Origin of the sequence: Chryseobacterium sp. FH1 (genome assembly GCF_000735135.1) — a bacterium.
Lineage (GTDB): Bacteria > Bacteroidota > Bacteroidia > Flavobacteriales > Weeksellaceae > Epilithonimonas.
In genome coordinates this window covers 846,515-858,304 of record NZ_JPLZ01000006.1, presented here as the reverse complement: position 1 = coordinate 858,304, position 11,790 = coordinate 846,515, and the positions used below count along the sequence as shown (strand labels likewise).

Here is an 11,790-nt window from a genome sequence, read left to right as displayed (position 1 = left end):
CAACAAGAATTATAGCACAATCCTCCAAATAAACAGTAAAATCCTACATTTATAATAGTTTATAAGTCCTTAACAAAATTTAAGAGCTGAAGTCATAAATAAATCTTATATTTGAAAAACAGGATGTTACAAATCTTGAAATTATGAATCCAAATCATTTTCAACTTAACAAACCAAGCCTGACACACGAAAACAAATTGAATACATTGGTAGAAAATCAAACCAAATTCAGTTTAAATAATTGTGAACTCAGTGTCTATGAAACGCACAAGACGGCTTACGATGTGAAATTGCATTTTGAGCATCTGGCGTTCACTGGAATGTTAAGAGGAAAGAAATGGATGAAGCTTCAGGACAAGAGCAACTACTTCGAATATTTGCCAGGAGAAAGCGTTTTGGTGGCGCCTGGCGAAACAATGGTAATTGATTTTCCGGAAGCTGATGTTCAGCCAGCACAATGTGTTTCTTTGACTTTGAGTCCTGAATTTGTGAAAGAATCCTTGGAAAACCTAAATTTCACATCCACAAAAATCGATGATTCTTCGCATTGGAATATTTCGCTTGACGAGTTTTATTTGCTTAATAACAAAGCACTTGCTTCAGCAACGAACAACATTATGAGAATTGCGATGGACGATAATTCACATAAAGATGTGATTGCAGATTTTGCTTTGAAGGAATTATTAATCCGATTGATGCAGACGCAAGCGAGAAACTTGGTTGAAAAAAATACGTTGAAAAATCAATCGAGAATTGGTTTTGTAGCAGATTTTATCAAGAAGAATCTTCATCAGAAATTATCCATCGATGCGATTGCGAAGATGGCTTACGTCAGCAAATCTAATTTCTTCAAGATGTTCAAACAGGAATTGGGACTTTCTCCGAATGAGTTTATCATCCACGAGAGAATCAAAAAAGCGAAGGAGTTATTGAGCCAACAGAACTCGGTGAGTGAAACGGCCTTCAGCACTGGATTTTCGGATACGAATTATTTCATTCGGGTTTTCAAACAGGTGGAAGGTGTGACACCGAAAATATTTCAGAACAAAAAAATAATTTGAATTAAGTTAGTAGTTAGTTATAGATTTTCAAAAGAGAACGAGCAGAAATTTTTGCTCGTTTTCGATTTTATATGTTTTGTTTTGAACCACATAGGCACATAGATTATTTTAAAATTAAAAATTTAGATAATAAAGTAAAAATAGTTACCATATCTATCTTCTCTTTTTGAAAATAAAAATCTATGTTTCTATGTGGTTAACCAATTTTTATTTCTGATAGCTGTAATATCTCGCGCCTTTCAGCACCGGACTTTCTTTTTCAATTTTCGTCAATCCAAAACCTTTGTAATTTTGGTTAACCGAAAAATCTAGTTGTTTGCGATGTAGTTTCTCGTAAGTTTCAAAATCGATTGGCAATCTATTCTTTAGTTCCTCGAAAAGATTCCATTTTTCAACGACGGATTTCCATTCAGGGGAAACTTTGCCGACGAAAACTTTTGATTTGGAACCACTTCCGTAAGCCAAGAAACCGATTTCTTTTTCTGCCAAATCTTCATTTTCATTAAGTGAAGTTTGCAATGCTGACAGCAACGCCATAAAAATTGAAGCCGTGTACATATTTCCAATCTCAGAAGATGCGCGCTGAGATTTCTCTATTTTTTCATTAATGAAATTGATATAATCTTCGGATTTTGCGATGGCTTTTTGCTTTTCTGCGTCAGAATAATCCAGGTGATTTTCTAAACTATAAATTTCGGTGAAAACTCTTTTTCCGTGGAAAGCGTATGGCAAATGGAAAATCAAATAGCGCCAATTCTCATAAGGTCGTACGGTGAAAGTCTGGTCTTTGTAATGCTCATAAGCTTCACGAATTCTGTCTTGATAACAAACATTCGAATATTGACCATCGAAAACAGGTTCGTCTGTAAAAACTTCAATTTTGTCAGGGAAATTTTCCGGAGCCGTTGGGAAATCGGCTTTGGAAAAATGACGTCTCGGTTTGAAGAAATCGAAAACACTTTCTGTGGCAACTCCCCAATTGTTATCAATCTCGATTAATTTCGGATTGGCGGAAACCAATAAGGCAACAGCGCCACCGCCTTGCGTATATTCTCCTGATGAGGCCAATTCATATTTTGCGTAATCGCTGGCTATGACGACAGCTTTCTTTGTTGGATTTGCTCTTACGAAATCCAAAGCGTTATGCAAAGCATCCACAGCTCCAATGCAAGCAAAAGTCATATCAACAACGTCACAGTGCTTGAAAACCCTCTCACCAAATTCTTCTGTTAAGAATTCTTCCACCATTTGAACCGCATAGGTTGCAGTTGGTTTTGCTGCGTCCAAAGCGCTTTCCGTTCCGAGGTAAACTCTGGAGATTTCTTTAGGATTGAGATTGTAATCTTGAATTAATTTGAGTAAAGCTTCTGCTGCAAACGTTGCCGCATCTTCGTGAACATCTGGCAAAGCCATTTTGTGAAGCCCCAGACCTTTCTCCAATTTTGCTGGTTCGATTCCTCTTTTCTCTGCAAGTTCTTTGATTTCTAAATATAAAGAAGGCACATAAAAACTGGCCGCATCCACTCCGAATTTCGTCATCTCATAAAAAATTTAAGACACGAATTTAAAGATTTTTCGGCGGATTTTGGTTGTGCTTTGGGGAGAAAGTTTGGGAATTATTAGAAATATTTTCGCTTCCGACAAGAATTAATCTATTATTTGGAACTGATAATTTTTCTGTATTCTTCATTTATAGCAGAACCATCAATTTCGTCTGCTTTCTTGAAAAATTCTTTTGCTTTTTTTACATCATTCAAATAAAAAAAAGAAGTTGACATCAATGAATAGAGTTTTGCATTTTTTGGATCAATTTTCAATCCTGTTTCCAAATCTTTTATGGCCTTTCTTAGTAATTCACTATTGTTGTTTTTTAAATAAATTTGAGCATATGCGATCGCAGTCGAACTGTAAAAATCTGAATTTTGTGGATTTTATTTTTTTGCCAAATCAAAGTATTTTAGAGCATTCTCAGGATTTCCCTGAACGGCCACCAAATTACCAAAACCCCAATAAATCTCATAAATCTCCTTATTTATCAACCAAGCTTGATTGAAGCGTTTCATCGAAGTATTATAATCATTTTTGTAAAAATAATCCCATCCAGATTTTATCAGACTCTTTGCAGCATCTTTTCTGTTATCAAATTCTTTGTCCATCTCTGCAAGAAATTCCTTGTCACTTTCGAGTTGTTCCTTACATTTTTTCGCATTTCCATACATTGGTAAAACATTGATACCTTGTGGACAATCTTGCGATTTGCAGTTAAAGAAAAAGATGATAAAACTTAATACTAAAGTTCTGGTCTTCATTAGTTTTTATTAATAATAACAAATTTAAAAACATTTACTCTAAATAAAACAAAAACCTCACTAACATTATTAGTGAGGCTTTCTTCATATCAAAATCAAATATGCATCGCTGCATTATTATGCAAAACTTTCATCGTGCTGAGATAAATCCAATCCAATATTCTCTGAGTCCTCAGCAACTCTCAATGGAATGATCATATCTGTTAATTTATATAAAATCAATGAGCCTAAGAATGTGAAGGCGGAAACCAAGACCAAGGCCATCATATGATGCGCAAACACTTCGAAACCGCCGTGTAGAAGACTCGCGTTTTCTCCTTGTGCAAGAATTGCCGTCAGAATCATTCCCATAATTCCGCCAACACCGTGGCAAGCGAAAACATCCAGAGTATCATCAACTCTTTTCAATCGTTTCCAGTTGCACATCAAATTTGAAATAATGGCAGAAATAAATCCAATGAAAATAGCGTGTGGAATCGTCACAAATCCGGCAGCAGGTGTAATCGCAACCAGACCAACAACCGCTCCGATACAAGCGCCCAAAGCGGAAACCTTGCGACCATTCATCCTATCAAAGAAAATCCAAGACAACATCGCTGTAGCAGAAGCAACTGTCGTGGTTCCGAAAGCCATCGCAGCTGTTGCATTGGCAGCCAAAGCTGAACCCGCGTTGAAACCAAACCAGCCAAACCAAAGCATTCCTGTTCCTAAGATGACAAATGGAATATTCGATGGTTCGTGGTGCGGTTTTTTTCTTTTTCCAATCATCATCGCACCAGCCAAAGCGGCAAATCCCGCGCTCATATGAACAACTGTTCCACCAGCGAAATCTTTGACGCCGAAATATTTATTCAACAACCCTTCCGGATGCCAAACCATATGGCATAGCGGTGTGTAGATCATTAAACTGAACAAAACCATAAATAGCAGATAGGAAATAAAACGAACACGTTCTGCAAAAGAACCAGTAATCAAAGCAGGCGTGATAACCGCAAATTTCATCTGAAACATCGCAAACAAAACGAACGGAACCGTAGAAGCCAATTGACTGTGAGGCAAAACGCCAACATTATTAAAAAACAAATATGTGGTGGGATTGCCTATCAATCCGTAATGTTGACCATCGATTGTGATCCCTATAGATTCTCCAAAAGACAAACTAAAACCAACTACAACCCACAAAATACTGATCACGCCCAATGCGATGAAACTTTGCAACATCGTGGAAATCATATTCTTTTTCCCGACCATTCCGCCGTAGAAGAATGAAAGTCCGGGTGTCATCAACAAAACCAAACCAGAAGATGCCAAGATCCAAGCGACATCTGAGCCAACAATATCTTCCTCGCCCAAGAATGTTCCTGGCTTTGGAAGCGATGTCTGCTCTGGCCAGAATAATGCTGTGATTGAAATAAGACTGATGATGACAAAAGAAATAATCCAGCGCTTCTCGATTTTCATTTTAATGATTTTAATTTTTAACCCTGCAAATATATGGGGTTAATTTCAAAAATCATATATTTTAAAAACAAAACCCTCATAATTTTTACAGATAATAAATTAATCTATTCAAAATTATTCATATAATATTCAGGCATTAGTTTTGCAATAGATTAAAAAAATCAAGCTATGCGATCAGATATTCCAAAACCAGACAGTGAGACCAACAAAGGACCGATGATTGCAATCATTGTGATTGTGGTATTATTCCTTTTAGGCTATTTCGGTTATATGATGTTCATCCCGAAACAGATTGAACAAATGAACAAAACCGAAGACATAGAACCAGTAGAACAAACAGTAAAAGACTCTATATAAGTTGTAGGAGCGACCTGTTATAGGTATTAGAATAATCAAAGATATATTTTAATGGATATCTCTGTGTAAAATGATACTTTGAAATGATTTAACATTCTGAAGAAATATTATAATAATTTCGTAATTTAAAATCAATGTATTAAAGTTTGCTCATCTGGAACTTAGATTACAGTGATCTGTTGATTTCTACCGACAGGTCGCCATTCTATGGCCTTTTATATTTTTTTTAAATTCTTATCCCGTTTTAAATTAAATATCACGCGAAATTTTACTACGCATCATACAGGAGCTGCTTTATACTGAATCTGTAGCTCGGCGAGAAGGGAAACCCTTTTTTTGTGTGGACTCAAGTTCTATTATCGAAATGGAAATCATCTGCAAAAAAGATTAAGAGCTGAAGACGGATAAAGCTACCCAAATAATATAAATGCTAAATGATGATCGATAAGTAATGGATGAGTCTATTTCCTTTGTTTAAATTTTCTTATTTTTGCAACCTTAATATATTACACAAAGTTATGTTCAACAGTTTACAAGATAAGCTAGATAAGGCGCTTCATAATATTTCCGGTCGCGGAAAGATCTCTGAGATCAACGTTGCAGAAACTGTAAAAGAAATCCGACGTGCACTCGTAGATGCCGATGTGAACTACAAAGTTGCAAAGGATCTGACGAAACGCGTGCAAGATAAGGCGCTAGGACAAAACGTTCTGACGTCTCTTACGCCAGGACAATTGATGACGAAGATCGTTCACGATGAGTTGGTGGAATTGATGGGTGGAAGCCAGGAAGGCATCAATCTTTCGGGGAAACCAAGCGTTATTTTGATTGCTGGACTTCAAGGTTCTGGTAAAACTACTTTCTCCGGAAAGTTGGCCAATTACCTGAAACAAAAACGTAGCAAGAAGCCACTTTTGGTAGCTTGTGATGTCTACAGACCTGCGGCAATCGATCAGTTGAAAGTTCTTGGTGGACAGATCAATGTTGAAGTTTACACAGAACTTGAAAATAAAAATCCAACTTCTATCGCATCCAACGCCATCAACTATGCAAAATCGAATGGTTTTGATACGGTGATCGTGGATACAGCGGGACGTTTGGCAATTGACGAGCAGATGATGATCGAGATCAAGTCTGTTCATAGCACGATCCAGCCGAATGAGACTTTGTTTGTTGTAGATTCTATGACAGGTCAGGATGCTGTGAATACGGCGAAATCGTTTAACGATACACTAAACTTTGATGGTGTTGTCCTTACGAAATTGGATGGTGATACCCGAGGTGGAGCCGCTTTGACAATCCGTTCTGTTGTAGAGAAGCCAATCAAATTCATCTCGACTGGAGAAAAAATGGAAGCCTTGGATCTTTTCTATCCGGAAAGAATGGCGGACAGAATCCTGGGAATGGGAGATGTTGTTTCCTTGGTGGAAAGAGCTCAAGAGCAATTTGATGAAGAAGAGGCGAAAAAACTTCATAAGAAGATCGCCAAGAATGAATTTGGTTTCGATGATTTCTTGAAGCAGATCAATCAGATCAAGAAGATGGGTAATATGAAGGACCTGATGGGAATGATCCCAGGTGTCGGGAAAGCGATCAAAGATGTGGACATCAATGATGATGCGTTCAAGCACATCGAAGCGATCATCCACTCTATGACGCCAGATGAGAGAAGAAGACCTTCTATCATTAATGTTTCAAGAAAACAGAGAATTGCTAAAGGTGCTGGTAGAAAATTGGAAGATGTAAATGCCTTGATGAAACAATTTGATCAAATGGGAAAAATGATGAAGATGATGCAAGGCCCACAAGGTAAACAAATGATGCAAATGATGAGCAAAATGCCGAATATGCCGGGAATGGGCGGCGGATTGTTTGGGAAGTAGATTACTTCATCGTATGTAAATATAAAACCTGAGAAAATTTTCTCAGGTTTTTTTTATGTGAATTTTTTGTATAAAAAAACCCGCAAGATGCGGGTTTTAATATTTGGAGTGAAAACTTATTCTTAGTTTTTGTCCCAGATTAATGGAGTGTCCATTTTATCTCCTCCAATTGATTGAACAGCTGCTTGGTAGTTAACACCATTCAAGTTCTGAACAGTCGTCGGATAGAAAATTCTTTTAGGAACATCTGTCAATCCAGCGATTAAAGGTGTAAATACATAAGTAGTTTGACCACTTGCTGTTGGTACATTTAACTCACCAGTTTGACCAGGCAATAACAATGTGTTAGGGTATCCTGTCCTTCTATACTCCGCCCAAGCTTCGTGAGGTTGCATAAACAAAGCTACATATTTTTGACCGCCTACAGTTGCAGGAGAAGCTGCTGGCAATGAAGCTACAAAAGAATCTATCTTAGCAGAATCTATCCCCCATCTTTCCATAGAAGCTCTCACACCATTTTCATAGTGGCTTTGAGACCATCCATTAGCTTCAGCTAATAAGAATTCTACTTCAGCATATTCCATAAATATTTCTGTATAATCTAACTTAAGAACATCTTTTCCAAAGAAACTAGCCGTAGGAGCTTGTGTAGTTGACATTTGACTAGTTACACCGTAAGGCATACCAACAATCTCATCCACATCAGTAGCTTCAGTCATTGTTTGATTTCTAATATTACCTACTTTCACAGATGTTGGAGCAGCATATTTGAAAATTCTTGGATCTTCACCAAAATTACCTCTTTGACCTTTCAACAATTCTACAAATGTTTTAGAAATAGAGAAATCTGATCTAGATACATAAGTTAACCAAAAAGGTGAAGCAGTTAAGTTTGTATTACCGTAAGTTATCCCAACCGTATCATCATTCGAAGTCATAACTCCAGAAGCAATTGCATTTGTAATATGTGCTTCCGCTCCAGGAACAACTCCTTTTACTCTTGTAGCAACTCTAAGTCTTAATGAATTTGCGAATTTTTTAAGTTTAGCAGTACTTCCAAAAATTTGATCTCCTTCAGAAAAAACTCTACTAGTAGGACTCCCTGTAATCATTTCAGCAGACTCTTTAAGCTCTTTCAAGATGTCGGTATAAATCTTCATCTGAGACGCAAATTTTGGCTGAACTTGATCATCAACATTAAGCGCTTGAAAATCAGCATCTTTATTACCATAAGACCAATATGGAACATCACCAAATGAGTCTACCATATTTAAGAATACGTAAGACAACATAATTCTTGCTGCCGCAATCTGATTTTCATTAGATCCGTAAACTTTCATCTGATCTCTTGTTTCTGGATCTGTATTAAGATCTATTATCTTTTTGTAATCCGTCGCTACATAATATGATCTTGTCCAAAGTTGAACATCAGTACTTAATCTGTATTGATATCTATCTTCTTCAGTATAAATTCTTTGAGCCGAATATTGAACCCAAGGTAAAATCATTCTTGCAGACACCCATCCATCTCTTGTATAATCCATGTACTCTTTGTTAGCACTATTAAAAAGGCCTGTAGGAAGTGGATTTTCGGTAGAGTTTGGATTAGTATCGATTTCTTCAAATGTATCTGCACAACTTGTAACCGTTAGTGATAAGGCTACAATTGATAATATTGAAAATATTTTTTTCATTTTAATTAAAATTTAAAGTTTACATTAAATCCGTAAGTTCTGGTTGAAGGTAAAGAACCTCCTTCCAAACCTTGGAAATTACCTGACCCGTAAGAAACGTTTTCTGGATCAATTCCTTTGAAATCTAGATTCCAAACAAATAGATTTCTAGCAAATGCTGAAACTCTAATCCCTTGGAAAGCGTTACCAATAATAGATTTAGGTAAATCATATCCAATTGTGATATCTCTTAATTTGATATAACTAGCATCGAATACGTTTTGCGCATCTACAGTACTATAATATGTACCACCCCAAGTTGGCGCATCTAACAAAATATCATTAATGCTTCCATCTTGTTTCACACCTTGAAGTATAACACCGGCTTCTCTATTTCCTCCTAGTGCAGACTCCTCAAGCATTCCGGAGTACATGCCCCACATGTGAGATGTTGAGAAATAACTTCCACCTTGTTGCATGTCAAATAAGAATGACAAACTAAGATTTTTATATTTGAAGGTATTTCTTAGACCCATATTGTAATCTGGCAAGATCGAACCTAAAGGTTTAATTGCTGACGCTAAATATTGACCGTTTGAACCAACAACTTTATTTCCATTATCATCATAAACGAAATCAGTTCCTAATATAACACCATAAGAATATCCTACTTGTGCAGCAAGTTGAGCTCTAAAAGGTGCATTGGTCAATACGTAAGTATCTAAACCTTCAGCTAATTCAACAAGTTTGTTTCTATTTTGAGCAAAGTTCCAAGTCATATCCCAAGAGAAATCACTTGTTTTAATTGGTGTAATATTCACCATCGCTTCTAATCCTTTATTAGTCATTAAACCTGCATTTACAGTTTTAAATCCATATCCTGAAGCAGGATCGATTGGTAATGGTATAATTAGATCAGTAGATTCAACGTCATAGTAAGTTACATCAAAACCAACTCTATTTCTAAAGAAACTTGCTTCTAAACCAATCTCTTTAGTTTTCTTAAGCTCAGGTTGAATCAATGGATTACCAAATGTGTTTGGCATTGAATAACTTGGATCCCCTTGGAAAGGATTATTAATCACAGTATAAGTTCCTCTAATATAAGGATTTCCTCCTCCTGCAACGCTAGACCACCCTGCTCTCAATTTACCAAAGCTAAGCCAATCTTGTTTTAATAAGCTGGAGAAAACAAAACTACCGGTTACAGATGGATAGAACTGATCATCATTCAACATGGAAAACCAATCATTTCTTGCAGTAGCTTCAACATATAAGAAATCTTTATATCCTAATGAAACGGATGCAAATAAACTTCTAGTTGACCAGTGACTAGCACTATTTGTAGAAGTAGCATTATCTCTGCTGTTTGCTAGGTTATACAAATTCGGGATTACAAGTCCTCCATTAGAATTACCATTTAGGACATCCACTTTATTGTCCATGATGTTAAATCCAGCAAAAGAGTTTAAGCTTAAATCACCAAAATTATCATTGTAATGTAATTTAGCTTCATAATTGAACTCAGATCTGTTTCTTTTCTGAATATTAAATTCTGAAAGCGCAGCAGAACCGATTGCAACCTGTGAAGTAATTGTTTGAGAATAAGTATCTCCATAAACTTTACCTGTAGCGAACAATTTTTTGCTGAAATTATATGTTAAACCTGCGCTACCGAAGAATCTGTTTCTTTGATCTGCAGATGTATTCTCATAGATAGTCCAATATGGGTTATCAGAATACAAAGGCGTAGCATCATCATAAGCAGTTCTATTCCACGTTCTCTGTTCTCCAGTAGAAAGTTTGTAATCTTTTAACTTAGAATAGTCAAGTTGTCTTTGACCCCATTGATACATCTTTTGTGCAATAGAGTTATCACCATAACCTTGTTCTGGTCTGTTGAAACCTGCAGTACGAACATAGTTAATGTTCGCTTCAGCTTTTAATTTATCAGAGAGAGCTGTATTAACGTTAATATTAAGGTTGTCCTTATTAATTTTACTATTTGGAACAATACCACTAATGTTAGTATTTGTATAAGATAATCTTACATTAGTATTTTCAAAAGATTTGGAAACTGAGAAGTTATTTGTGTAAGTTACCCCCGTGTTGAAGAAAGAATCTACATCATGCTTAGGTGCGACCCAAGGCATTTCTTTTAAATAATCACCAGCAAATTCCGGATCAAAAGCATTCCAAGGTAAATGCATCAAATTAGGATCATATTTTGGACCCCAAGACTCATCATAACTATAATCTGGAACGTTATAAGTTACTCCATTAATTTCAACTTGTTGAAGAGTAGCTTCACTACCTCCACCATATTGATTCTGTAATTTTGGTCTGATATTGATACTTTCAAAAGTAACCCCAGTATTTAACTGGACTTCAGTCCTACCTCTTTTTGCAGATTTAGTCGTGTAGATAATGGCACCATTACCAGCTCTAAAACCATAAAGCGCAGCAGCAGGACCACCCTTAAGAACAGTTACACTTTCGATATCATCTGGATTGATATCAAATGTAGCATCACCGTAATCTCTACCTCCCGCTCCTCTTTGTGTGTCAACACTATTGACATTGGAGTTATCCAAAGGAACACCATCAACAATAATCAAAGGTCTGTTTTCACCAGTTACAGAGCTAATCCCCCTCATTGTGATTCTAGTAGAACCTCCCATTGAAGATGGAGCAGTAACTTGAACTCCTGCAACATTTCCAGACAAAGCACTTAAAGCATTTGTTTGTCCTGCGTCAGAAAGGGTTTCTCCGGAAACTTGCTGAGTAGCATATCCTAAAGATTTTTTTTCTCTCTTGATACCCAAAGCCGTCACTACAACGCCCTCGATATCTTGTGTCTTAGCTGTGTCTTGTACCGTTTGCGCAGAAACCATTGCAAAAGAGGACGAAAGAACTACAGCCAACACGCTTGTTGTTAATTTTTTCATATCAAATCAAATTTTTCAATAAACAAAAATGCAAAACTTTATTAATATACACAATACAAATTGTTAAAAATTTGTTAATGATATTATGCAAAGTTTAC

9 protein-coding genes are annotated in these 11,790 nt (G+C 36.4%); 3 read left to right on the top strand and 6 right to left on the bottom strand.

All coding sequences use genetic code 11. The annotated features are described in order from the left end of the window. Positions 1 to 143: 143 nt before the first annotated feature. Entirely contained in the window at positions 144 to 1,061 is a 918-nt protein-coding gene (locus tag IO90_RS10795) for a helix-turn-helix domain-containing protein (RefSeq protein ID WP_051878559.1), read from the top strand. A gap of 207 nt (positions 1,062 to 1,268) precedes the next feature. Here the strand turns inward: IO90_RS10795 and IO90_RS10790 are convergent, their stop codons facing one another. The 4 genes from IO90_RS10790 to IO90_RS10780 all read right to left on the bottom strand — a co-directional run bounded on the left by IO90_RS10790 (position 1,269) and on the right by IO90_RS10780 (position 4,831). Further along, a complete protein-coding gene (locus tag IO90_RS10790) occupies positions 1,269 to 2,600 on the bottom strand; it encodes a hydroxymethylglutaryl-CoA synthase family protein (protein ID WP_034966364.1) in 1,332 nt (443 codons plus the stop codon). Positions 2,601 to 2,716: 116 nt separating this feature from the next. Beyond that, positions 2,717 to 2,941: a hypothetical protein gene (locus IO90_RS18840; RefSeq protein ID WP_228374702.1), complete on the bottom strand. Its 225-nt coding sequence runs from the start codon at positions 2,939 to 2,941 to the stop codon at positions 2,717 to 2,719. A 51-nt stretch (positions 2,942 to 2,992) separates the two neighbouring features. Next, positions 2,993 to 3,370: a hypothetical protein gene (locus IO90_RS10785; RefSeq protein WP_051878557.1), complete on the bottom strand. Its 378-nt coding sequence runs from the start codon at positions 3,368 to 3,370 to the stop codon at positions 2,993 to 2,995. A 117-nt stretch (positions 3,371 to 3,487) separates the two neighbouring features. Then, the gene (locus IO90_RS10780; RefSeq protein ID WP_034966361.1) at positions 3,488 to 4,831 is read right to left on the bottom strand and encodes an ammonium transporter; all 1,344 of its coding nucleotides are present in this window, start codon (positions 4,829 to 4,831) and stop codon (positions 3,488 to 3,490) included. A 168-nt stretch (positions 4,832 to 4,999) separates the two neighbouring features. On the opposite strand from IO90_RS10780, the gene IO90_RS10775 reads away from it, so the two are divergent. After that, positions 5,000 to 5,188 (top strand): hypothetical protein, encoded by a 189-nt coding sequence (locus IO90_RS10775; RefSeq protein ID WP_034966358.1) that lies wholly within the window; start codon positions 5,000 to 5,002, stop codon positions 5,186 to 5,188. 518 nt (positions 5,189 to 5,706) lie between these two features. Continuing rightward, on the top strand, positions 5,707 to 7,071 hold the full coding sequence (ffh, locus tag IO90_RS10770) for a signal recognition particle protein (RefSeq protein ID WP_034966356.1): 1,365 nt from the start codon (positions 5,707 to 5,709) through the stop codon (positions 7,069 to 7,071). A gap of 122 nt (positions 7,072 to 7,193) precedes the next feature. Here the strand turns inward: ffh and IO90_RS10765 are convergent, their stop codons facing one another. Continuing rightward, positions 7,194 to 8,765, bottom strand: a complete 1,572-nt coding sequence (locus IO90_RS10765; protein WP_034966353.1) for a SusD/RagB family nutrient-binding outer membrane lipoprotein — start codon at positions 8,763 to 8,765, stop codon at positions 7,194 to 7,196. A gap of 5 nt (positions 8,766 to 8,770) precedes the next feature. Beyond that, entirely contained in the window at positions 8,771 to 11,692 is a 2,922-nt protein-coding gene (locus tag IO90_RS10760) for a SusC/RagA family TonB-linked outer membrane protein (RefSeq protein WP_034966352.1), read from the bottom strand. Positions 11,693 to 11,790: the final 98 nt, after the last annotated feature.

Coding starts and splice junctions, on each gene's coding strand:
- IO90_RS10795 (WP_051878559.1), top strand. CDS start 144: ATGAATCCAAATCATTTTCAACTTAACAAACCAAGCCTGACACACGAA.
- IO90_RS10765 (WP_034966353.1), bottom strand. CDS start 8,765: ATGAAAAAAATATTTTCAATATTATCAATTGTAGCCTTATCACTAACG.
- IO90_RS10790 (WP_034966364.1), bottom strand. CDS start 2,600: ATGACGAAATTCGGAGTGGATGCGGCCAGTTTTTATGTGCCTTCTTTA.
- IO90_RS10760 (WP_034966352.1), bottom strand. CDS start 11,692: ATGAAAAAATTAACAACAAGCGTGTTGGCTGTAGTTCTTTCGTCCTCT.
- IO90_RS10780 (WP_034966361.1), bottom strand. CDS start 4,831: ATGAAAATCGAGAAGCGCTGGATTATTTCTTTTGTCATCATCAGTCTT.
- IO90_RS10785 (WP_051878557.1), bottom strand. CDS start 3,370: ATGAAGACCAGAACTTTAGTATTAAGTTTTATCATCTTTTTCTTTAAC.
- ffh (WP_034966356.1), top strand. CDS start 5,707: ATGTTCAACAGTTTACAAGATAAGCTAGATAAGGCGCTTCATAATATT.
- IO90_RS10775 (WP_034966358.1), top strand. CDS start 5,000: ATGCGATCAGATATTCCAAAACCAGACAGTGAGACCAACAAAGGACCG.